Source organism: Kitasatospora sp. Ki12, from assembly GCF_054601375.1.
On record NZ_BAAIHT010000005.1, the window covers coordinates 102,156 to 123,638 of the forward strand.

23 protein-coding genes and 2 pseudogenes are annotated in these 21,483 nt (G+C 74.9%); 14 read left to right on the forward strand and 11 right to left on the reverse strand.

The window, feature by feature from the left end; genetic code table 11:
* Positions 1–139: 139 nt before the first annotated feature.
* The gene (locus ACYP53_RS41725) at positions 140–1,456 is read left to right on the forward strand and encodes a cryptochrome/photolyase family protein (protein WP_459651299.1); all 1,317 of its coding nucleotides are present in this window, start codon (positions 140–142) and stop codon (positions 1,454–1,456) included.
* Positions 1,457–1,546: 90 nt separating this feature from the next.
* Positions 1,547–2,023 (forward strand): hypothetical protein, encoded by a 477-nt coding sequence (locus ACYP53_RS41730; RefSeq protein WP_459651300.1) that lies wholly within the window; start codon positions 1,547–1,549, stop codon positions 2,021–2,023.
* Positions 2,024–2,080: 57 nt separating this feature from the next.
* Here ACYP53_RS41730 and ACYP53_RS41735 read toward each other — a convergent pair whose 3' ends face one another.
* On the reverse strand, positions 2,081–2,701 hold the full coding sequence (locus tag ACYP53_RS41735) for a hypothetical protein (RefSeq protein ID WP_459651301.1): 621 nt from the start codon (positions 2,699–2,701) through the stop codon (positions 2,081–2,083).
* Between the two features lie 177 nt (positions 2,702–2,878).
* Between ACYP53_RS41735 and ACYP53_RS41740 the strand changes: the two genes are divergently transcribed.
* Entirely contained in the window at positions 2,879–3,304 is a 426-nt protein-coding gene (locus tag ACYP53_RS41740; RefSeq protein WP_459651378.1) for a helix-turn-helix transcriptional regulator, read from the forward strand.
* Positions 3,305–3,309: 5 nt separating this feature from the next.
* On the forward strand, positions 3,310–3,726 hold the full coding sequence (locus ACYP53_RS41745; RefSeq protein WP_189924263.1) for a VOC family protein: 417 nt from the start codon (positions 3,310–3,312) through the stop codon (positions 3,724–3,726).
* A gap of 28 nt (positions 3,727–3,754) precedes the next feature.
* Here ACYP53_RS41745 and ACYP53_RS41750 read toward each other — a convergent pair whose 3' ends face one another.
* The 7 genes from ACYP53_RS41750 to ACYP53_RS41780 all read right to left on the reverse strand — a co-directional run bounded on the left by ACYP53_RS41750 (position 3,755) and on the right by ACYP53_RS41780 (position 9,240).
* Entirely contained in the window at positions 3,755–4,486 is a 732-nt protein-coding gene (locus ACYP53_RS41750) for an alpha/beta fold hydrolase (RefSeq protein ID WP_459651302.1), read from the reverse strand.
* Positions 4,487–4,763: 277 nt separating this feature from the next.
* Positions 4,764–5,051, reverse strand: a complete 288-nt coding sequence (locus ACYP53_RS41755) for a hypothetical protein (RefSeq protein ID WP_459651303.1) — start codon at positions 5,049–5,051, stop codon at positions 4,764–4,766.
* The gene (locus tag ACYP53_RS41760; RefSeq protein ID WP_459651304.1) at positions 5,048–5,821 is read right to left on the reverse strand and encodes a MerR family transcriptional regulator; all 774 of its coding nucleotides are present in this window, start codon (positions 5,819–5,821) and stop codon (positions 5,048–5,050) included. The genes ACYP53_RS41755 and ACYP53_RS41760 overlap by 4 nt, the downstream gene beginning before the upstream one ends.
* 70 nt (positions 5,822–5,891) lie before the next feature.
* A complete protein-coding gene (locus ACYP53_RS41765) occupies positions 5,892–7,136 on the reverse strand; it encodes an FAD-dependent monooxygenase (RefSeq protein ID WP_459651305.1) in 1,245 nt (414 codons plus the stop codon).
* A gap of 302 nt (positions 7,137–7,438) precedes the next feature.
* Positions 7,439–7,873, reverse strand: coding sequence for a hypothetical protein (locus ACYP53_RS41770; RefSeq protein ID WP_459651306.1), 435 nt, complete (start codon positions 7,871–7,873; stop codon positions 7,439–7,441).
* A 583-nt stretch (positions 7,874–8,456) separates the two neighbouring features.
* Positions 8,457–9,068, reverse strand: a complete 612-nt coding sequence (locus ACYP53_RS41775) for an NAD(P)-binding domain-containing protein (protein ID WP_459651307.1) — start codon at positions 9,066–9,068, stop codon at positions 8,457–8,459.
* A complete protein-coding gene (locus ACYP53_RS41780) occupies positions 9,052–9,240 on the reverse strand; it encodes an NAD(P)-binding domain-containing protein (RefSeq protein ID WP_459651308.1) in 189 nt (62 codons plus the stop codon). The genes ACYP53_RS41775 and ACYP53_RS41780 overlap by 17 nt, the downstream gene beginning before the upstream one ends.
* A gap of 65 nt (positions 9,241–9,305) precedes the next feature.
* Between ACYP53_RS41780 and ACYP53_RS41785 the strand changes: the two genes are divergently transcribed.
* On the forward strand, positions 9,306–10,283 hold the full coding sequence (locus ACYP53_RS41785; RefSeq protein WP_459651309.1) for a LysR family transcriptional regulator: 978 nt from the start codon (positions 9,306–9,308) through the stop codon (positions 10,281–10,283).
* Positions 10,284–10,376: 93 nt separating this feature from the next.
* Here the strand turns inward: ACYP53_RS41785 and ACYP53_RS41790 are convergent, their stop codons facing one another.
* A complete protein-coding gene (locus ACYP53_RS41790; protein ID WP_459651310.1) occupies positions 10,377–10,736 on the reverse strand; it encodes an alpha/beta hydrolase in 360 nt (119 codons plus the stop codon).
* Between the two features lie 349 nt (positions 10,737–11,085).
* Positions 11,086–11,862, reverse strand: a pseudogene (locus ACYP53_RS41795) (alpha/beta fold hydrolase); the annotation flags it as partial.
* A 192-nt stretch (positions 11,863–12,054) separates the two neighbouring features.
* Here ACYP53_RS41795 and ACYP53_RS41800 point away from each other — a divergent pair.
* The 9 genes and pseudogenes from ACYP53_RS41800 to ACYP53_RS41840 all read left to right on the forward strand — a co-directional run bounded on the left by ACYP53_RS41800 (position 12,055) and on the right by ACYP53_RS41840 (position 19,570).
* The gene (locus ACYP53_RS41800; protein WP_459651311.1) at positions 12,055–12,516 is read left to right on the forward strand and encodes a MarR family winged helix-turn-helix transcriptional regulator; all 462 of its coding nucleotides are present in this window, start codon (positions 12,055–12,057) and stop codon (positions 12,514–12,516) included.
* 158 nt (positions 12,517–12,674) lie between these two features.
* Positions 12,675–13,211 (forward strand): cupin domain-containing protein, encoded by a 537-nt coding sequence (locus ACYP53_RS41805; protein WP_189924281.1) that lies wholly within the window; start codon positions 12,675–12,677, stop codon positions 13,209–13,211.
* A gap of 959 nt (positions 13,212–14,170) precedes the next feature.
* On the forward strand, positions 14,171–14,398 hold the full coding sequence (locus tag ACYP53_RS41810) for a hypothetical protein (RefSeq protein WP_459651312.1): 228 nt from the start codon (positions 14,171–14,173) through the stop codon (positions 14,396–14,398).
* Between the two features lie 21 nt (positions 14,399–14,419).
* Positions 14,420–14,626: pseudogene (locus ACYP53_RS41815) on the forward strand (helix-turn-helix domain-containing protein); the annotation flags it as partial.
* Between the two features lie 625 nt (positions 14,627–15,251).
* The gene (locus ACYP53_RS41820; RefSeq protein WP_459651380.1) at positions 15,252–15,722 is read left to right on the forward strand and encodes a sigma factor-like helix-turn-helix DNA-binding protein; all 471 of its coding nucleotides are present in this window, start codon (positions 15,252–15,254) and stop codon (positions 15,720–15,722) included.
* Between the two features lie 318 nt (positions 15,723–16,040).
* The gene (locus ACYP53_RS41825; protein ID WP_189924289.1) at positions 16,041–16,550 is read left to right on the forward strand and encodes a hypothetical protein; all 510 of its coding nucleotides are present in this window, start codon (positions 16,041–16,043) and stop codon (positions 16,548–16,550) included.
* Between the two features lie 121 nt (positions 16,551–16,671).
* Positions 16,672–17,553 (forward strand): S1 family peptidase, encoded by an 882-nt coding sequence (locus tag ACYP53_RS41830; RefSeq protein ID WP_459651313.1) that lies wholly within the window; start codon positions 16,672–16,674, stop codon positions 17,551–17,553.
* Positions 17,554–17,703: 150 nt separating this feature from the next.
* Entirely contained in the window at positions 17,704–18,696 is a 993-nt protein-coding gene (locus ACYP53_RS41835) for an aldo/keto reductase (RefSeq protein ID WP_189924291.1), read from the forward strand.
* A 64-nt stretch (positions 18,697–18,760) separates the two neighbouring features.
* The gene (locus ACYP53_RS41840) at positions 18,761–19,570 is read left to right on the forward strand and encodes a DUF4253 domain-containing protein (RefSeq protein ID WP_459651314.1); all 810 of its coding nucleotides are present in this window, start codon (positions 18,761–18,763) and stop codon (positions 19,568–19,570) included.
* Positions 19,571–19,633: 63 nt separating this feature from the next.
* Here ACYP53_RS41840 and ACYP53_RS41845 read toward each other — a convergent pair whose 3' ends face one another.
* On the reverse strand, positions 19,634–21,424 hold the full coding sequence (locus ACYP53_RS41845; protein WP_459651315.1) for a glycoside hydrolase family 35 protein: 1,791 nt from the start codon (positions 21,422–21,424) through the stop codon (positions 19,634–19,636).
* Between the last annotated feature and the right edge of the window lie 59 nt (positions 21,425–21,483).

The following is a 21,483-nucleotide window of genomic DNA, read 5'->3' on the forward strand; positions in this document are numbered from 1 at the left end:
TCCGTTCCGCGACCGGCCACGAATCACCCCGCGAATCATCCCGCGAAGCCCCCCCCGAATCACCCCGCGAAGCACCTGTAGAGCCGCAGACCCGTTGACCACTGAGACCGCCACCCCCGCGCACCGTACGAGGCCCCCGATGAGCACCGCCGTCGTCCTGTTCACCCAGGACCTGCGCCTGCACGACAACCCCGCCCTGCACGCCGCCCGCACCCGCGCCGACCAGGTCGTCCCGCTGTTCGTCCTCGACCCCGCCGTCGATCGGGCCGGCTTCGCCCCGCCCAACCGGCGGGCCTTCCTCGCCGACAGCCTCGCCGACCTCGACCGGGCCCTGCGCGCCGCCGGCTCCCGCCTGGTCCTGCGCCACGGCGACCCCGCCGAACAGACCGCCCGCCTCGCCGCCGAATGCGACGCCACCACCGTCCACACCGCCGCCGGGGTCTCCGCCTTCGCCACCCGCCGCGAAACCGCCCTGCGCCGGGCCCTGGGCGAGCGGCTGCACCTGCACGACGGACTCACCGTCGTTCCCGCCGGCGCCCTCACCCCCGCCGGCCGCGACCACTACGCCGTCTTCACCCCCTACCTGCGCGCCTGGCAGCGAACCCCGCACCGCCCCGTCCTGCCCGCCCCCCGCACCCTCGCCACCCCCGACGGCCCGGCCGGCGACCCCCTGCCGCAAGCCCCCGCCGGCACCTCCCCGGACCTGCCGCCCGGCGGCGAAGCCGCCGCCCGCCGACGACTGCGCGCCTGGGACCCGGACCACTACGACCACCTCCACGACGACCTCGCCGCCGACGCCACCTCCCGCCTCTCGCCCTACCTGCACTTCGGCTGCCTCTCCGCCCGCGAACTCGCCCACCACGCCGCCGCCCACGGCGGACCCGGCGCCGACGCCCTGGTCCGCCAGCTCGCCTGGCGCGACTTCCACCACCAGGTCCTCGCCGCCCGCCCCGACGCCGCCCACGCCGACTACCGCCCCCGCGGCACCCGCTGGCACCACGACGAACAGGAACTACGGGCCTGGCGCGAAGGCCGCACCGGCTACCCCGTCGTCGACGCCGGCATGCGACAGCTCGCCCACGAAGGCTGGATGCACAACCGCGCCCGCCTCATCACCGCCTCCTTCCTCACCAAGACGCTGCGCCACGACTGGCGCCCCGGCGCCGCCCACTTCCTCCACCTCCTGGTCGACGGCGACCTCGCGAACAACCAGCTCAACTGGCAGTGGATCGCCGGCACCGGCAACGACACCCGCCCCAACCGCGTCCTCAACCCCCTGCGCCAGGCCGAGCGCTACGACCCCGACGGCGCCTACGTCCGCCGCTGGCTCCCCGAACTCGCCCACCTTCCCGGCCGCACCGTCCACCAGCCCTGGACCCACGACGGACCCCTCGACTACCCGGCCCCCCTGATCCCCCCGGACGCCCTGAACGCCCGCATGCACGCGGAGCGGTGACGGGCGGGGTGACGGGGCGGGGTGACGGGGCGTTCGCCGGCCGCCGGAATGACGCTTCCTCAGGTCCACCCGTACTGCCAGAATCCGCGGGTGAAACACACGACCCACCGTCTCACCACCGCGCAGCAGCGGCGCCAGTGGATCAGCGGACCGCTCTTCCTGGCGGGCTCGGCCTACCTCCTGCACCTCGTCCTCAGCCGGCCGCTGAACGAACGGACCGCCCTGGTCGGGATCCTGTTCGTCCCCCTGCTGGCCGTCATCGGCACCGCCCACCTGCTCGCCCTGCGCACCAGCGTGAGCTTCGACGGGCACGAACTGTGGTGGACCCCCCTGTGGGGCGGCCGCAAGCGGGTCGCCTGGACGGACGTCACGAACGCCGAGGTGGTGAAGAAGAACGAGCGCGCCAACGCCCCGGACGTCGTACGGATCACGCACCGGGTCCACGGCGTGCGCACCCTGCCGGTGCTGATAGGCCTCCCGGGCACCTGGCGGGACCCCGACTTCGAGGCCAAGGCCGCCGGCCTCGTCACCGCCTGGCACACCGCCACGGCAGCGGCCGCGACGTAGGACCGCACGCCCCGGACAGCCTGCCGCCCACGGGCACCCCGTCCCCGGGCGCCGGCGTCAGGCGGTGGCCGTGGGGGCGGTGGCCGTCGGGGTGGGTGAGGCCGCGTCGGCGGGCGGGGCCTGGCAGGGGAGGGTGACGGCGACGCCCACGCCCTGGCCCGGCTTCGTCCCGTCCAGCAGGGAGACGGTGTAGGGGTCCGGCCCGTGGGCGGCCACGAACTCCTCGGAGGGCGGGGTGGACGGGGCGGCCCGACCGGGCTCCGGCGAGGTGATCGTGAAGCCTTCGCCCGCGAGTCTCTCCCGCAGCGCCCGGAGCACCTCGGCGTGCCGGTCGTCCGCGGCCTTCAGCTGGACCACCGAGGTGAGCCGGTACGGCTCGCCCTGTTCCGCGATGCCCAGGCCCCGCCCCGGGCACTTCTCGTAGCTGACGATCTTGATCCACAGGTCCCGTTCGAGGCCCGTCAGCTCGCGCACGTGGTCCTGGATCCGCGTCGCCCGGGTCAGCGCCTCCTCGCGGGACTCGACGCGTACGGGCTTGGCCGGCGTCCCCTGCCCTCCGTCCCACGGCCACCCGGCCGAGCAGGAGGCGAGCACCAGGGTGCCCGACGCCGTCAGTACGGCGGCGCGGGCCGCCCGTGCGGCGGCTCTGGTCGGCGTTGCCGTCGATCTCCGGAACAACAGTGGTACTCCCCCGTGAACAGGTGTGCGTGTGTGCCGTCCGGATGGTAGGGCACCACCGGGGGAGGCCGGCTGTCGGAGGGGGTGGGTACGGTGGCAGGTGTGTCCACCAGTGAAGCCCGTCCGGCCCGCCTCCCCGTCGCCGACCTCGTGCGGCTGCGGCAGGCCCGCGACCGGATGGACCGCGACTACGCGCAGCCGCTCGACGTGCCGGCGCTCGCCCGTACCGCGCTGATGTCCTCCGGGCACTTCTCGCGCAGCTTCCGCGCCGCCTACGGGGAGACGCCGTACAGCTACCTCATGACCCGCCGGATCGAACGGGCCAAGGCGCTGCTGCGGCGCGGGGACCTGAGCGTCACCGACGTGTGCATGGCCGTGGGCTGTACCTCGCTGGGCTCCTTCAGTACCCGCTTCACCGAGCTCGTCGGGGAGAGCCCCAGCGCCTACCGGGCCCGCGACCACGGCGACGGCGCCGCGATCCCGGCCTGCGTCGCCAAGGTCCGCACCCGGCCGGTGCGGCGCCCGGGGCCAGGAACGGGAACGGGGTCGGGGTCGGGATCCGGTACCGGTAGCGGCGCCGGACCGGGCTCTCCCGTAGCGTGACGGTCATGAGCATCGAACTCGCGCAGTGCTTCATCGCCGTCGACGACCACGACAAGGCCCTCGCCTTCTACCGCGACGTCCTCGGCTTCGAGGTGCGCAACGACGTCGGCTTCGAGGGCATGCGCTGGGTCACCGTCGGCTCGCCCGACCAGCCCGGCGTCGAGATCGTCCTGGAACCCCCGCTCGCCGACCCGCACGCCTCCGAGGACGACCGCCAGGCCGCCGCCGAACTCCTCGCCAAGGGCCTGCTGCGCGGCGTCATCTTCCGTACCGACGACTGCGACGCCACCTTCGAACGCATCCGCTCGGCCGGCGCCGAGGTCCTCCAGGAGCCCATGGACCAGCCCTACGGCGTGCGCGACTGCGCCTTCCGCGACCCGTCGGGCAACATGCTCCGCTTCAACCAGCCGCGCACCGCGTAGCGCCCCAGGCGCAGCGTCAGACGCGGCTTCAGGACCGGCGCAGGAAGCCGGTCACCGTCGCGGCGTAGTCCTGCGGGTGCGTCACATGCGGGATGTGGCCCGCGCCGGGGTAGGTGTGCCGGTGCGCGCGGGGCAGGGCGGCGGCCAGCCGGTCCAGCACGGTGGCGAACCACGCCGGGCTCTCGCCGCCGTGGCTGAGCAGCACCGGCGCGGTGCAGGCGCGCAGCCCGTCGACGTCCAGCCGGTCCCAGGCGGGATCCTCCTGCTCGTCGAGCCAGGTCCGGGCGTGGCGCACGAAGGTGTCCCGCATCGGCGCGGGCAGCGTCTCCCAGGAGCCGGGGCCGAGCGCGATCCGCTCGACGAACAGCCTCGCGCCGGCCGCGTCCTCGCCCTCGCGCAGCAGGTCCAGGGCCTGGGCGACGGCCCCGGTCACCGGCCGCAGCTGCGCGGCCGCGGCCGGGTCGTCGAGGACGAGGGCGGCCAGCGGCGGCTCGTGCAGGACGATCCCGCGGAACAGCTCGGGCCGGCGCGCGGCCAGGCCCGCCGCGATCGAGGCGCCGAAGGAGTTCCCGGCCACGTGGGCGGGGGCCGGGCCGAGGGCCTCGATCAGCGCGGCCAGGTCGTCCTCGTCCTGGCGGCGGGTGCCGGGGCCGGGCGCCGGCCCGCTGAGGCCGTGGCCCGGCGGTCGTACGCCAGCACGCGGAAGGCCGCCCGCAGGCCGGCGTCGGTGGCCGGCTGCCAGGAGCGGTGGTCGTTCCACGAGCCGTGGACCAGCACCAGCGGCTCGCCGGTGCCGGTCTGCTCGTAGTGCAGCGGCACGTCACCGGCGTCGAACCGGGGCATGGCGGCCACCCTTCTCGCGGCGGGTCCCCCTGCTGCCAGCCTTCCACGGGCGGCAGCTCCCCGCCCGCTCCCGCCCGGTTCCCGCCCGGGGTGCGGGCGGGGGTGCCGGCGGGCCGGTCCGGTCCACCCCCGTGGGGCCGGTCCGGGCCTCGCCGGGGTCAGGGTTCCTGCCGGGGGCAGGGTTTTCGCCGGGGTCAGGGCCTGTTGGGGTCGGGGGCGGGCAGGCAGGCCCGTACCAGCAGGGCGGCGGTGAGGGCGGGCAGGACCGGCCAGGGCAGCACGCCGACGGTGGCGGCGATGCCGGCCGGGCCGAGGACGGGCAGCGCGCTGGCCAGGCCGAGGGGCGGGCGGGGGCGCCCCGGCTTCGTGAGGTCGGCGGGGACTGCGGGGCCTTCGGGGCCGGGGCCGGGGGCGGCGGGGCCGGAGGCGGGGTCGGAGGCGGGGTCGGAGGCGGGGTCGGAGGCGGGGTTGGTGGTGGTCACGAGTCCTCCCGGGCCCGGTCGAGGTAGGTGCGCAGGTCGGCCCATTCGTCGGCGGGGGCGTCGGGGACGCCGGACATCGCGGCGGGCTCCTCGCGCCAGGCGGTGCGGACGGCCGCCGACAGGCTGGTGTCGCCGCCGCTGAAGAGGCGGCTGAGCTCGTCGAGGCGGTCGGCGATGCGGCGCACCCGGGGGTCGGTGGGGGCCACGCCGGCGGTGCGCAGGGCCTCGGCGCCGCGGTACAGCTGGGGCCATTCGACGTCCAGCAGGTAGTGGGCGGCGGGCCCCAGGGCGGCGGCGTGGTCGGCGAGGGCGTGGATCCGGTCCTCGTCGAGGTGGCGGTGCAGGGCCTCCCGGGCGGCGGGGGCGGTCGGGCCGGTGGCGCTGACGGCCCGCAGCAGGCGCAGCAGGTCGGCGGTGCCGGGGGCGCGTTCGGCGGAGAGTTCGGTGTGCACGTGGGCGAGGCGGTCGCGCAGCGCCTGCAGGGCGGCGAGGGAGGCCTCGGTGGCGGCGAGGTGCTCGCGCACCAGCCGGACCGGGTCGATGCCGGCGTCCAGGCAGGTGGCGATGGTGTCCAGGCCCAGGCCCAGGCGGCGCAGGGCGAGGATCTGGTAGAGGCGGACGACGTCCTGCTCGGTGTAGGCGCGGTGGCCGGAGGCGGTGCGCCGGGAGGGGCTGAGCAGGCCGATCTGGTCCCAGTGGTGCAGGGTGCGTACGGTCAGCCCGCTCGTCTCGGCGAGCGGGCCGACCTTCCAGGTCTGTTCGGTGGGCATGGCACGAGCATTCCTCCTGACGTCGCGTGAGGTGCAAGTCGGGGGGCGGTCCCGGTTCCGGGCGGACGGGTCAGAGGGAGTGGACGGGCAGCGGGTAGTCGGGCAGGTCGATGGCGTCGGCCTTGGCGAACTGGCCGGCCAGCAGGTTGCGCAGCGGCCAGCGGCCCATCCAGCGCATGGAGGCGGCGCGCAGGCGGATCATCAGGGCGCTGTCGGGGGCGTAGCCGTGCAGCCCGCCGGGCGGGAGTTCCTGGGCCTGGGTGACGTAGGGGCGCATCAGCTCCTCGTAGCGGGCGAAGGCGGTGGTGAAGTCGCCCCGGGCGGCGGCGAGTTCACCGGCGAGCAGGTAGGCGCCGACGAGGGCGAGGCTGGTGCCGAGGCCGGTGAGCGGACTGGGGCTGTAGCCGGCGTCGCCGAGCAGGGCGACGCGGCCGCGGCTGTAGCGGTCGAGGCGGATCTGGCCGAAGGAGTCGAAGGCGAAGTCCTCGGCGCCGCGCATCCCGGCGAGCAGCCGGTCCACCTGCCAGCCGGCGCCGGCGAAGCGTTCGCCGAGCAGGCGCTTGAGGGCGGCGGTGTCGCGGCGGTCGTAGGCCAGGGGCGCGGAGCGGAAGCCGAGGGAGGCCTTGACCTCGCCGGGCAGCCGGCCGGGGCGGGCGCCGGCGACCAGGCCGCCGGGGGCGTTGTACATCAGGAACCAGCCGTCGAGCTCGCGGGCGAGCGCGGTGTCGTGGACGGTGAACCAGGCGTGGTAGCCGCCCAGGGGGTGGTAGTGGCTGTCACCGCCGTCGCTGCGGCCGCTGCGGCCGGGGGTCTCGAAGGCGAGGCGGCGCACGGTGGAGTGCAGGCCGTCGGCGCCGATGACCAGGGCGAAGCGGCGGGCGGGGGCGTTCTCGAAGGTGACGGTGACGCCGTCGGCGTCCTCGTCGAGCGCGGTGACGGTGTCGTCCCAGAGGTACTCGACGCCGTCGGTGGCCTCCTGGAGCAGCTCGGCGAGGTCGCCGCGCAGGATCTCGATCTCGGAGACGATGCCCTGGCCCTCGAACAGCTCGACGGGCATCCGGGCGCTCACCCGCCCGCGCTGGTCGACCAGGGCCATGCCGTCCTGCTCGACGCAGAGCGCGCGGGCCCGCTCCATCAGGCCCATCCGCTCGACCACGGTGCGGCCGGCGCCGCGCAGGTCGACGGCCTGCCCGCCGGGGCGCGGGCCGGGGGCGCGTTCGACGACGGTGGGGCGGAAGCCGTGGCGGCGCAGCCAGTGGGCGAGGGCGGGGCCGGCGATGCCGGCGCCGGAGATGAGGATGTCGGTGGTGTTCATGGGCCCGTCCTGTCGGTGTGTCTGCCGGGGTGCTCGACACCGATGAATGTACGCCGTACGCATTGCGCTCAACAAGCCCTGTGCTGGGGGAATTTGACGGTAGTGCACTAGTACGGTAGGGCGCTTCGGGGCCGATCCGGGCCCGTGTGCGGCGTACGGTGGCGGCTTTTCCGCAGCGGGGAGGCCGTGGCGGGGGCGTCGAGGGCGACGGCGGGTGCACTAGTGCGGCACGATGGCGGTGGCTCCGGGCGGGGCGACTCCGGGTGGGGCGACTCCGGGTGGGGCGACTCCGGGCGGGGTGGCTAGAGCGTCGGCGTCCCGCTGCCCGGGGTTCCGCCGCCCGGGGTTCCGCTGCCCGGGGTGCCCGTCAGGGTGTGCAGCAGGTCCTGGCCCAGGGCCGTGCCGGTCTGCGACTCGTCGGGCAGCTCGTAGTCGCGGTACCAGGCGGCCGGCGCTTCCGGGTGCGGGCCGCTGACCGCGACCCGGCCCGCGCCGTACGCGGCGACCACGGCGGCCGGGCGGCCGTCGGAGTAGCGGGCGAGGACCTCCGCGGCCGGGCCGTCGACGTCGAAGTACGGGCCGTCCTGGAAGTACATCCGCTGCGGGCGGCCCCGCCACACCACGTCCACGAGCGTGTCCCGCTCGTCGGCGACGGTGGCCCCCGGGGTGCGGACGTACGGCCCGGAGTCGCCCGGCAGGAGGTCGAAGCCCGGGTCGCCGGCCAGGTAGCCGCCCATGCACAGCCCCAGGTATGCCCGCCGCGGCGCACGTAGGCCCGCACCAGCTCCGGGGAGAAGCCGGGTTCGTGCCCCAGCAGGTCCCACGCGGTGCCCACCTCCTGGCCGTTGGTGCCGCCCGGCTGCACGTACACGGCCACCCCGGTCATCACGTTCGGGCCGAACCGCACCCGCTCCCGCGGCCCCACGTAGCGCACCCTGAACCCGTCGCCCGCCAGCAGCGCCCCGCCGCCTCCGGACACCCCTCGCAGGCCGCCGGGCCCCGGTATACCAGCGCCAGCGGCCGGTCGTCCTCCGGCGCCGGCTTCCCGCCCCCGCCCGCCGGGCCGGCCCCGCACCCCGACGACACCACCAGTGCCACCACGGCCGCCACCGCCGCCGACACCCGTCCACCGCGCATGTGCGCCCCCTCTCTCCAGGGTCCGCCGGCCGCCGGCCGCCGGCCACGGCCCGCCCGCTCGCGGAACGACGCTACGTCGCGGCGGGGGTGCGCCGCGAACCCGGGCCCCGGTCGGGCGAGTTCGCGGCGGACGGGTTGACGGCCAGGCGTCCGTCCCACCGGAGCCCGTCCACCGGAGTCCGTTCACCGCTGTCGCAGGGAGCCCACCACCGCCGACAGGTCCTCCTCGGCGATCGACGGGTCCGCCAGCAACACCTCGCGGGCCGCCGACAGGACCCGGCCGCCGCCCGCCAGGGCGAGGTCCTTGGCGGCCAGCCGGACCGGGAAGTCCGAGTCCGCGCTGTGCGCCCGGGCCACCACCCCCGCGAGTGGCCCGGCCGCCAGCACCTCCCGTGCCAGCTCCTGCGGCACGCCCAACTCCTCGGCCACCGCCAGCACTTCACCGACCACCGTGACCGAGGCCACGATCGCGCCGATCACCACCACCTTCAACGCCGCCCCCGACCCCGGGCCGCCGCAGCGCCGCACCCGGCCCAGCCGCTCCAGGACCGGCTGCGCGCGGTCCAGGTCGGCGTCCTCGCCGCCCGCGAAGACCACCAGGCCACCGGTGGCCGCCGGGCCGACGCTGCCCATCACCGGGGCGTCCACCAGGGCCACGCCGTCCGGGAGCCCGGCGCGCAGCCCGGCGGTCGCGGCCGGGCCGATCGAGGACATGTCGATCCACAGCGTGCCCGGCGCCAGCTCGGCCGCGAACCGCCCGGCCACCTCGGTGACGGCCTCAGGGCCGGACAGCATGGTGACGACGACGGCCGCACCCCGCACGGCCTCCGCCGGGGGCGGCCTCGGTCAGGCCGTCGGCGCGGCCGGGGGAGCGGTTCCAGACGGTCAACGGGTGGCCGGCGTCGGCGAGGCGACGGGCCATCGGCAGGCCCATCCGGCCCAGTCCCAGAAAAGCGATCTTCTCCATGGCCACCACGCTAGGCAGCCGCGAGTCAGGCGACAAACGAATGTCCGGCATGGTAGCCATGCGGAATGGACATGGCTTGGCTGGACGTCTTCCGCACCGTCGCACACCTCGGCTCCTTCACCGCCGCCGGTGAACGGCTGGGCTACACCCAGTCCGCGATCTCCCGCCAGATCGCCACCCTGGAAGCCGAGTTGGGCACCCCGCTGTTCGACCGCCTGGCCCGCGGCGTCCGGCTGACCGAACACGGCCGCGCGCTGCTGCCGCACGCCGAGGCGATGCTGGAACGCCTCGACACCACCCGGCGCGACCTCGCCTCGCTCACCGAACTCACCGCCGGACGCCTACGGGTGGGCGCCTTCGACAGCGCCAACGCGGCCCTGGTCCCCGGCGCGCTCGCCGCCTTCCGCGCCGCGCACCCGCAGGTCGCCATCAGCCTCACCGAAGGCCTCGCGGCCCACCTGCTCGACCTGCTGGCCGACGGCGCGATCGACCTCGCACTGGTCGCCTCGTACGAGGAAGACGCCTACGACCGCGACCAGTTCGACCTGCGGCCCCTGCTCGACGACCCCGTCCTGGTCGCCCTGCCACACACCCACCGCCTCGCCGGACGACGACGCCTGCGCCTGGCCGAACTCGCCGACGAACCCTGGATCGCCGCCCGCCACCACGCCGAATCCACCCTCCTCGCCGCCTGCCTGCGCAGCGGCTTCCAGCCCCGCATCGAGTACGCCGTCGCCGCCTGGACCGCCAAACTCGGCCTGGTGGCCGCCGGCCTGGGCCCCACCCTCATCCCCGCCCTGGCCGCCCGCGCCGCCCGCGCCGACCTCGCCCTCATCCCCCTCCACCCCGACGACACCCCGGTGCGGCGCGTGTGGACCGCGACGAGGCGGGGGCAGCGGGTGCCCCGGCGGTGGTGGCCTTCGAGGGCTTCCTGCGGAAGGCGGCGGGGGCGGGAGGGTAGGGGGGAGTGCGGCTCCTGTCGAGCATCTTTTCGGGATCCACAAGGCCCGTGCGGAGAACGGAAGTTCGACCCTTGGGCGTGACCTTCGCGAGGCCGTGGTCAAGCAGCCTCGGGTGGTTCCGGAGGGCAGTGGCGATTCCTGGACGGAGCATTTCAGGAAGGAGCTGGACGCCGTTCAGCAGGTGGTGTCCGCCGCCGGGAGCACGCCCGTCAACAGGTAGGTGTCGACCGCCTGTTGGGCGCAGGGGCGGTAGCCGTTGAGGTAGAGGGTGTGGGTGCGGCCGGGGACGGTGAGCAGGCGGGAGGCGGGGAGGCGGGTGTGGAGGGCGAGGGCGCCCTGGTAGGGGGCGTGGGTGTCGCCGGTGGAGTGGAGTTGCAGGGCGGGGACGGCGGTGCGGACCTCGACGGGGGGTTCCAGTGGGGTTCGGCGCCAGGAGGCGCACGGGGTGGGGGAGTTGTAGACCGGGCCGAAGACGGGCTGGGTGGGGCGGGCGCGGTCGACGGCGGCGCGGTACCAGCGCGGTGAGCGCGGCATGGTGACGTCGTCGCACAGGATGCCGATCGCGGCGGCGAGGTCGGCGCCGCCCTCGGGGCTCGGGGCGAGGACGGTGGTCAGCAGCTCGTGCAGGAGCGGGCCCGCCTGGACCGGCTTTCCGTCGGCGGCGTCGAGGAGCCGGCGCAGTACGTCGGCGTAGTCGGCGCTGTCGCGGTCGTCGCCCTGGCAGACGGCGAGCAGGAACGGCAGCAGGCGGTCGTCCAGCTGGAAGCCGTCGATGGCGATCGGTGCCGTCCCCGCCGGCGGACCAGTCCCTCGACGGTGGCCCGGACGGCCGCGGGCGTCGCGCCCAGGCCGTACGCGAGTGGCGGGGGGCGGCCCAGGCGGCGAAGTCGTCCAGGGCGCGCTCGTTGGCGACGCCCATGTCCTGGAAGAGCCGGATGCCGTAGCGGGCCGGGTCGGGGGCGCTGTCGAGGACGAGGCGGTCGACCCGCTCCGGGTACAGCTGCGCGTACACCGCGCCCAGCATCGCGCCGTAGGACTGCCCGAGGAAGGAGGTCCGCTGCTCGCCGAGGGCGGCGCGCAGCAGGTCGGTGTCGCGGGCGATGTTGCGGGTGGTCAGGTGCGGCAGCAGGTCGGGGTACCTGGTCCAGCAGGCGTCGGCGTCGGCCTCGGCCAGGGTCCAGGCCTGCTCGAAGCCGGCCCGGTCGGTGCCCACCGACCGCAGCCAACTGCCCCTGGTGAGACCGCAGTCGAGGCCGCCGCTGGCGCCGACCCCGCGGGTGTCCATGCCGACGATGTCGAAGGCGGCGGCCGTCGCGGGCGCCATCACGGCCCGGACCGCGGCGGGCATGGCCAGTCCGCGGGTGCCGGGGCCGCCGGGGTTGGTCTGCAGGATGCCGTGGCGCTTGGCCGGGTCGGCGGCCTTGATCCGGGAGACGGCGAGGGGGAGGGTGCGGCCGCCGGGTTCGCGGTAGTCCAGCGGGACGGTCAGGGTCGCGCACCGGGCGCCGGCGGCGGCCAGTTCCGGGTCCTGGCAGGCGGTCCAGGCGAGCGGCTGGCGGCGGTAGCGCTCCAGCGGGTCGGCAGCTGCGGGGGAGACGGTGGTGAGGACGGCGGTCGCGGACAGGGCGAGGGCGGCGGCGATGGCTGGTATCGGCTTCATGTGGCCCAGGTTAGAAGGCAGTTGACGAATGTTCCGGAAGCGGATCCCGGGCCGGGGTGTCGGGGCGGACGGGCGATCGCTTGACCTCAAGTCGACTTGAAGTCCTACGGTCGATCGCGTCCAGACGGTCAGTCGGTCGGGCGACCGGACGGTCGGGTGATCGGTCGTCGGCCAAGCGAAGGAGTACGGGACATGACGATCAAGACGTACGCACCGGAGGTCATAGCCGCGCAGCCCATCGGGGCGTGGAGCGGCGAGGCGTACCGCCGGGTGGTGGGGGGCCTGCGCGAGCAACTGGCGGTGGAAGGCCTCACCCAGCCGCACTGGTGGACGCTCAACCACACCGCCGGCAGGCCGGGCGGCTGGAACCGGGCCACCCTGACCGAGCGGCTGACCCCGTACGACGACCAGGACACCGCCTTCGACGCCGTCTTCGACGACCTGATCGCCCGCGGCTGGCTGACCGAGGACGCCGACGGCGGGTTCACCCTCACCGAGGAGGGCGAGGCCGGCCGCCTGCGGGCCCGCGAGCGCAACCTGCGCGTCCACGAGCGCACCCACGAGGGCATCGACCCCGAGGACTTCGTGACCACCGTCAACGTGCTGCGCCGCATGGTGGCCAACCTGGGCGGCAACGGGGACCTCCCGGGCTGATCGCGGGCGGTCGTCGGTCCGGTGGAGGAGGCCCTGAACCCCGTGTTCAGGGCCTCCTTCGTCATGTCGGGGGGCTCGGATGGAGGAGGAAATTGACCCATGAAAATGGCCGAGAATTGCCACATGATCATGGGTCTATCCGACTGTAGATTGATCACATGACGACGACGAAGAACACCAACGCCGCCCCCACCGCCGCCACCCAGACTCTCGCCCAGGCCCCCATCCTGACCCGCCGCGCCGAGGCCGAGACCTGCGCCGACCCGAGCTCCACCATGACCCTGCTCGCCGAGACCGACCCGGGCCAGGGCGGCTTCACCGTCTACCGCTCCACCTTCGCCGAGGGCGCCGCCGGAGCCCCCTCGCACTTCCACACCCGGGCCTGGGAACTGTTCTTCGTGATCAGCGGCTCGCTGGAGGTGCTGGTCGGCGAGGAGGTCACCGTCCTGGGCGAAGGCGACTTCCTGGCCATGCCCCCGCACACCCCGCACGCCTTCGCCGCCGCCAAGGGCTCCGAGGCCGACGTGCTGTTCATGTTCACCCCCGGCATGGACCGCTTCGACTACCTGCGCCTGCTCGGCAGCGTCATGCGCGGCGAGACCGCGCCGGCCGCGATCGCCGCCTCCTCCGAGCGCTTCGACAACCACTACGTCGACAGCCCCGCCTGGCGCGCCGCCCTGGAGAGCCGCGCCTGAGCTCCCGGCTCTTCCCCGGCTCCCCGCCCCGGCACCCGCTCGACGGGCCGGGGCGCGCCAGGTGTGGAACGGTGGAAGACCGGGGGTGGACCGGTTACGAGAGGAGTGGCCATGTCGTCGAAGCGCCGCCGCAAGAAGAAGGCCAGGGCCAAGCGCGGAGCCAACCACGGCCGTCGCCCCCAGTGCTGAACGGCTGAGCGGCAGAGACTGAACGGCTGACCGCGCGGTCGCCGACGGAACCCCCATCGGCGGCCGCGCCCGCCCGCCCCGTGCACCGCCTCCTCGAACAGCACCCGGGCCGGCTCCAGCCCGGACACGAACGCAGCACCAGGGCCCGTACCAGTCGTCACGCCACCCACTCTGCCGCCACCCGGCCGCGCGGGGCCACCGGATTCCCCGCCCGAGGGGCGCGGCGCGGGCGCCGCACGCCGGCCGGTGGCGCACCGGAAGTCGGGGCGGGCCGCACCGGGTGCCGCCCGCGCACCGGACGTCGGCCGCGCCGACGTCCCGTGCGGCGCCCCCGAACGCAGAGAGACCGCCCTCGGCCACCAGGGCCGGGCGGTCTCTGCTGTCCGGGCGGGCCCATGCGCCAACACGGCCCGCTGCCGATGTTCCCGAGATTGTCGGAGTGAACAGCGCCCCCCGGGTTCCGGACCCGCGGGTCCTGGTGACGCCGCCTCCATCGTCACATCCAGCGGTGTCGACCACAAAAGATTGATGCGCCCACGTCCGGCGCCGAAGCTCACCTCAGTGCGCCATGGACGGGATCCACGCAGGTCAGCAGCTAGTGGGAGAAAATTGATGAAAGATCATGCAGGCCTCGCCGATGAACTTCTGACTCGATTTCAGAATCTCCCGCACCGCCTGGCAGAGTGTCCTCAGCGAGGCTCTGAGTGACGCCAACCACTCGAGCTCCGTGGCCTGTTGGAGTGTTCAGCGTCCCTTGGAGGTCTCCTCAGATGACGAGGAAGCGTAAGAAGTGCAACCCTGCCCGATGCGCCACCGGAGGTGTGCCGCTGAACCCGGGCGGAGCCGTGCTGCCCGGTTTGGGTGAGGTGCTTGTCGTGATCGTGGTGGTCGTCGTAGCGGCCGCCTTGGTGGCAGCCGGCCTCTCGACCAGCGCAGCACTGGAACTGGTGATGGGAATCGGGCTCCTGGGGTCGAAGCGCCGACACGGGCACGCCTAGCCGGGGGGATGCCTGCCAGCGATGGGGCGTCGAGAGAATCCGATCGCAGCGACCGAGCCCGCTTTGGCACGGTTGACCGTTTGGCTGCGTGAGCAGCGCGAACTGTCCGGACTGACGTACCGTCAGCTCGCTGATCGGACCAACTACCACGCCACCACTTTGCAGCGGGCCGCCAGCGGTCGTTCCGTGCCGAACTGGAAGGTCGTCGAGGCCATCGCCCGTGAATGCGGCGGCGATCTCAGGACGGCCCGGCGCAAGTGGGCCCAGGCCAACTACTGGGCCCACGTCCCCCGCCCCTTGGAGGACCACCGCCGCCGCGCGCCCCGCCGCGTCGAGCCCGAGCAGGTCGACTCCTTCGCCGACCTGCGCCGGGCGATGCACGAGATGCGGCGTAAAGCCGACTGGCCCTCCCTGAAGGAACTGGACCGCCGGGCCCGCGACAACGGCGGACGCCTGCCCGCCAGCACCCTGGCGCAGGTGCTCAAGGGCGAAGCTCCGCTGCACAAGCCGGTGTTCCTCACCTACATGGAGGCCTGCGGAGTCACTCGGGGCCGCCGCGAGCTATGGGCGGCGGCCTGGGACCGGACGAGTAACCTATGCCGCCAACAATCGGGTCCCTTGCGCACCCGCCAGGGCGAGTTGGGCCGTGCGTTGGAAGCGTCGGCCAACGGAATCTCCACGGAGAAGCTCTTCAAGGTGTGGAAAGCGCTGCGCAACAGCCTCGCCGCCGAACGGGCCGAAGGCACCGACGACACCCGTCGGTGCCCGTGTGACCGGGTCCGCGGGCGGAGCGCGCCGGCCGCGCCCCGCCCGCGGACCAGCAACCACCCGCGCCACCCCGGGACAACCACCGATGCCGACACCACCGATGCCGTCGACAACACCGTCACCCACGCCACGTCCACGCCGCGAACCGGCCGCCCCCGGCCCGGCCCTGGGCCTGCGGGCGCTGCACGACCTCCACCTGCGCCACTACCTGGACTACGCCGCCCTGCTCCTGCCGCCCGCCGACGCGCCCCTGGCCGTCCGCGACGCCTTCGAGGACCTCAGCCGCCACTGGCTCGACGCCCTCGCCACCACCAGCCCGGCCGCCTGCGCCTGGCAGGCGGTACGCCGCCGCGTCCGCGCCCTGGCCGGACCACGGCCCTTCGGCCCGGTCGCCCACCTCACCGCCACCCAGCAGGACGTCCTGCTGCTGCACCTCGTTCTCCACCTGTCCGCCGCCGACATCGCCGCCCTCATCGGCACCGAGCCCGCCGCCGTCCACGTCCAGCTCCGCGCCCTGGCAGCAGACCGTCCCCGTAAGGGAACTGACGAACAGTAAGTATCGGGGGGCGCCGGGCCCGGCGGGCCGGTTGCCCCAGGACATGAAGCCATCGACACGGACGGATTCGGCGGCCCGGACGTCCTGCGCGACGCCGACCCTGCGCGACGCCGACCCTGTTTCTGAAGCGGTAGCCGTTCGCGCGGGCTCGGACGAGGTCGTGCACGGGCGACGGCCCGCACGGCGTGATGCGGGCCGCCGCCATCCCGCCGTGCGCGGGCACGGGCACCGCCGGGGTGAGCCGGCGGAGGCGGCCGGGCCGTAGACGGGGAGGGGCGCCCTCTGCCGGAGCGGGCGCCAGGGCGGCAGGAGGCGGGCATGCTCAGGTACCACGGCGCGTGGCGGATCACGGTGGTCGGACGCAGCGCCGACTTCGACCAGCGGGCGGTCGTGCGCGGCCCGTACGGCTCCCGGGTGCTCGCCGGACGGGTCGGCGCCGCGCTCGAGATCGACGAGGAGAGCTGGACGCTCTCCCTGGAACACCACCTGTGGGGGCGCAGCTGGCAGCCCAACCTGCGCACCACACCCGGGCCGGTCACCGAACGCGACGGCATCCGCAGCCAGTTGCTCACCAGCAACGACTGCCACTGGCCGGGCAAACCGCTCGACTACGTCAACTTCGTGCTGCGCCTGGACCAGGCCCTCGCCCCGGCCCCCACCCAGCTGCGCGCCGCCCGGGTGACCGGGGTGCCCGTCGCCGCGCCCGTCCAGGCCGTGCGCACCTCCTCCTCGGGGTGGCCGGGCGACGCCGTTCCGGCCGTTCCCGCCGCCGTCCCGGCCGTTCCCGCCGTCGTGCCGGGGCAGGGCGGGCGGCGGGCCACCTGGTAGCCCGCCGGGGCGTACGGGGGACAACCCCAGGTCAGGGCGGCCCGCTGGCCGGGTGTCGCGGCGGGCCGGCCCCGGGTTGGCTGGAGGCACACGCACCGACCGACCCGAAAGGCCGTCAACCGTGCACTTCCGCAAGACCGTCAGCACGACCACTACTCGTACGACCCCTGACCGCACGACCACCCGCACGACCTCCCGCCGTGTCGCCAAGGCCGCCGCCGTCGCCGCGCTGGCCGGGGCCCTGGGCGCCACCGCGATGAGCGGCAGCGCCTCGGCCATCGTCAACGGCCGTGACTCGACCGAGCGTTACCCGTTCATGGCGACCGTCCCGCTGAGCGCCGCGCAGCTGGCCGACGGCTCCTGCGGTGCCTCGCTGATCGACCCGCAGTGGGTGCTGACCGCCGCCCACTGCGTCGTCGGGGACGAGGAGAGCGGCCTGAAGCTCAAGGGCACCGTGCGCGTCGGCAGCGCCCACCGGGACAGCGGCGGCACCGTGCGCACCATCGCGCGGGTCGTGGTCCACCCCGGGTTCGCCTTCGGTGACGGCGCCACCCGGCCCAACGTCGACGACCTCGCCCTGATCCGCCTGGACCGCCCGGTCGCCCAGCGGCCCATCCGCATCGCCGAGCACGCGGGCCCGGCCGGCACCCCGACCCGGCTGCTCGGCTTCGGCACCGTCAAGGACACCCACAGCTACCCCGACATGGTCTTCCCCGACCGCCTCCAGGAACTGCCCACCCGGATCGGCGCCCAGGACGAGTGCGCGCCCGGCTGGTCCGGGCCCACCCGGCTGTGCACGGTCAGTCAGGTCCCCAAGGCGATGGCCTGCTTCGGCGACTCCGGCGGCCCGCAGGTCCAGCGCGGGCGCGGCGGGCGGTGGGAGCTGGTCGGCGCCACCTCCGGCCCCGGCGCCCCGGGCGTGGCCTGCTCCGACGGCCCGGGCCTGTACAGCGACGTGCCCGCGTACGCGCCCTGGATCCGGACCGTGATCGGCGCCGGGTGAGCGAGCCTGATCGGCGCCGGGTGAGCGACCGTCATCGGCGTCGAGTCAGTGATCGTGATCGGCGCCCAGTGGGCGACCGTGATCGCCGACGGCTGCGGAAGCCCGGCTAAAGTCCCAGGTGAGAACCGTCGCGCCCGAGGAGACCACGCCATGCCGACCGCCCCCGCCGCAGCAGACACCACGTCGGAGCCCGCCCGCCTCGGGCTGGGCACCGCGGCCGTCGGCCGGCCCGGCTACATCACCCTCGGGCGCGACGCGGACCTGCCCGCCGACCGCACCGTCGAGGCGCTGCGCGAGCGCACCCACACCCTGCTGGACGCCGCGTACGCCGCCGGGGTGCGCTACCTCGACACCGCCCGCTCCTACGGCCGCGCCGAGGAGTTCCTCGCCCAGTGGCTGGACGCACACCCCGAAGCCGCCGCCGAGGTGACGGTCGGCAGCAAGTGGGGCTACACCTACACGGCCGGCTGGCGGGCCGACGGGGTGGACGCGCACGAGGTCAAGGAGCACTCCACGGCCGTGTTCGACCGCCAGGTCCGCGAGACCCGGGCCCTGCTCGGCGACCGCCTGGACGTCTACCTCGTGCACTCCGTCGTCCCCGGCAGCCCCGCCCTCACCGACCCCGCCCTGCACGAGCGGCTGGCCGCGCTCGCCGCCGAGGGCGTACGGGTGGGCCTGTCCACCAGCGGCCCCGCCCAGGGCGAGACCATCCGCGAGGCGCTGGCCGTCACCGTGGCCGGCCGCCCGCTGTTCACCGCCGTCCAGTCCACCTGGAACCCGCTGGAGACCTCCGCCGCCCCCGCCCTCGCCGAAGCACACGCGGCCGGCTGGCTGGTCGTCGTCAAGGAGGGCATGGCCAACGGCCGCCTGGCCGGACGCAACGCCACCGGCCCCGACACCGCCCCCCTGCGCGCCCTGGCCGACCGCACCGGCACCACCCCCGACGCCCTCGCCCTGGCCGCGGCCGCCGCCCAGCCCTGGGCCGACATCGTCCTGTCCGGCGCCGCCACCCTCGACCAGCTCGCCTCCAACCTGACGGCGGCCGACACCCACCTGACCCCGCAGGACCTGGCCACCCTCGACACCATGGCCGAGCCGTCGGAGGCGTACTGGCACACCCGCTCACAGCTGCCCTGGGCCTGAGCGGCGGCCTGAGCGGCGGCCCTGGGCGGCCCGTCTGTCGGTGCCGCCTCCTACGGTGGGCGGCATGACGCAGCCCCTGGACCTGGCCGGCGCCCTCGCCGCACTGCCCGTCGCCCTGCCGCCCGGCCGCCTCGTCGGCGGCGAGGACGGGCGCGAGCCGCTGCTGTGGGTCAGCGACGCGCCCGCCCCCGGCGGGCTGTGGGCGCGGCTGCACCGCGCACACCCGGACAGCGGGCTTTGGCCGCTGCTGCTCAGCCCGCTGGACCGCGGCGGCCCCGACTTCCGGCCCTGGCTGTCCGGTGAGCTGTACCCGAGCGACGCCGGCGCCGTCGGGCTGTACGACCCGGCCGCGCTGCTGCGCACCTGGTGGGAGACGGGCGGCGAGGACGGGGACGACCGCGGGGACGACGAGGAGCTTGCCGAGTCCCTCGCCCCCTACGGCCTGACCTGGCCCGGCCCGGCGCCCGCCGTCGACGTGCCCGCGGGCGCGGCCGGCGTCGAGGCCCGCGGGCTGGCGGACGTGCTGCAATCCGTCAAGGAGGTGCGCCTGGGCCTGGTACGGGCCGACAGCGGCGCCGAGGCGCTGGCGGTGTGCGGCTGGAGCGGGCCGGCGAACCACGAGGACGACATCGCCAAGGTTGCCGCCGTGCTCGCCGACTGGGAACGCCGCTTCGGCGCCCAGGTGGTCGAAGTCGGCTTCGACACCCTGGAGTTGAGCGTCCCCGTGCCGCCCGCCACGCTCGCCGAGGCGCTCCCGCTGGCCGCCGAGCACACCTCCCTCTGCCCGGACCTGGTCTTCCAGGGCACCGGCAGTCTCGCCGAGTACGCCGAGGGGCTGGTGGGCGCCCACCAGTGGTCCTTCTGGTGGGACTGACCCGACCCGACCCGGCCTGGCCTGGCCTGACCCGGCCTGGCCTGGCCCGTCCGCTCGTCCGGCTCAGTACTCGGAGCTCGGCGCCGCCGTGGTCGGCCCGAGGTCCGGCTCGTCCCGCAACTCCAGTGCCGTTCCGTGCCGTTCCAGCTCCAGCACGACCAGCTCGTTGCCGCCCGGCCGCCACAGCGGCGCCGGGGCGTAGAGGGTGCGCTGGGGTCCGGCGGCGCAGTAGCGGCCGAGCAGGAAGCCGTTGACCCACAGCAGTCCGCGCCCCCAGCCGGGCAGGGCCACGAACGCGTCGGCGGGGGAGGGCAGTTCGGTCGTGAAGCGATGGAACACCGGCTCGCCGTCGAGGATCTGTGCGTCGTCGGTGAAGCGCAGCCCCGACAGGTCGGTGAGCGGCAGCGGCCGGATCTGCCAGTCGAACAGCCGCTGGCCGCCGTGCGAGACGCCGCGGGTGATGCCCTTGCGGTCGTCCATGTTCGGGCCGTAGTTCACCCGCCCCAGCGCCTCGACCAGGATGTCCAGGGTGACCCCGTCCTCCCCGGTGGCCAGCGCCAGCGTCGCGCCGGGGGAGTTGCGGTCGAGGGTGCCCAGCGGGCGCCCGTCCGCGAACACCTGCGCCCGGTCGGCCAACCCGTCGATGCGCAGCGGCAGTTCGGGGCGCGGCCCGGGCACCCGGGTGCGGTAGTGGATCAGGCCCAGGGACTGCCCGAGCTGCTCCATGGGCAGCGGCGCGGCCCGCTCCACCGGCTGCGACAGCGCGTCCAGGTTCGCCGGCAGCGCCGCCCGCCCGTCCGCCCGCTCCAGCCGCTGCGGCGCCACCCGGGGCGGGTCGGTCGGCAACTCCTCCTGCAGCAGCGGCAGGTAGCGGCCGATGACCTCGCGCAGCGCGTGGAACTTCTCGGTCAGCTCGCCGGCCTCGCCGATCGGCGCGTCGTAGTCGTAGCTGGTGACGGTCGGCTCGTACCCGGCGTCCAGCGGGTGGGCGCCGGAGTGGTTGGCGCCGGCCCACAGGCCGAAACTGGTGCCGCCGTGGGCCATGTAGAGGCTGACGGAGGCGCCGGTGGCGAGCAGTTCGTCCAGCGAGGCGGCGGTCTCCTTGGCGTCGCGCACGTGGTGGGGCAGGCCCCACTGGTCGAACCAGCCGATCCAGAACTCCATGGCCGTCAGCGGCCCTTCGCCCTGGTGGCGGCGCAGCACCGCCAGCCGCTCGGGCGCGCGCGAGCCGAAGGTCGCGGTGGCCAGGTGCCCGGGCAGGGCGCCGCCCTGCTGGTTGGTGTCGTGGGCGCCGTCGGTGGTGAACAGCAGGCAGTCCACGCCGCGCCGCACCAGACCGTCGCGCAGGTGGCGCAGATAGGCGCCGTCGTTCCCGTAACTGCCGTACTCGTTCTCCACCTGCACCGCCACCACCGGCCCGCCCCGGCTCGCCAGCAGCGGCAGCAGCTGCGGTACCACGGCGTCGAACCAGCCGTCCACCTCGGCCAGGTACGCCGGGTCCGCGCAGCGCAGCCGCAGCCCGTCCACCGCCAGCAGCCGGGCCGGCAGCCCGCCGAACTCCCACTCGGCGCAGATGTACGGGCCGGGGCGCAGGATCACGTCCAGCCCCAGGCCGCCGGCCAGCCGCACGAACCGGGCCACGTCCCGCCAGCCGGTGAAGTCGGTACGGCCGTCGGGCAGTTCGTGGAAGTTCCACGGCACGTAGGTGTCCACCGTGTTCACCCCCAGCGCCCGCACCCGGCGCAGCCGGTCCTCCCACAGGTCGGGGTGGATGCGGAAGTAGTGCACCGCGCCGGCCACCACCCGGTGCGCCACCCCGTCCCGTACGAACCCGTCCGCGTCGTACCCGAGCATGCCCACTCCCCACCTTCAGACGTCCCGCCGGCAGACCCCGTTCCCCGCCGAGCCTAGCG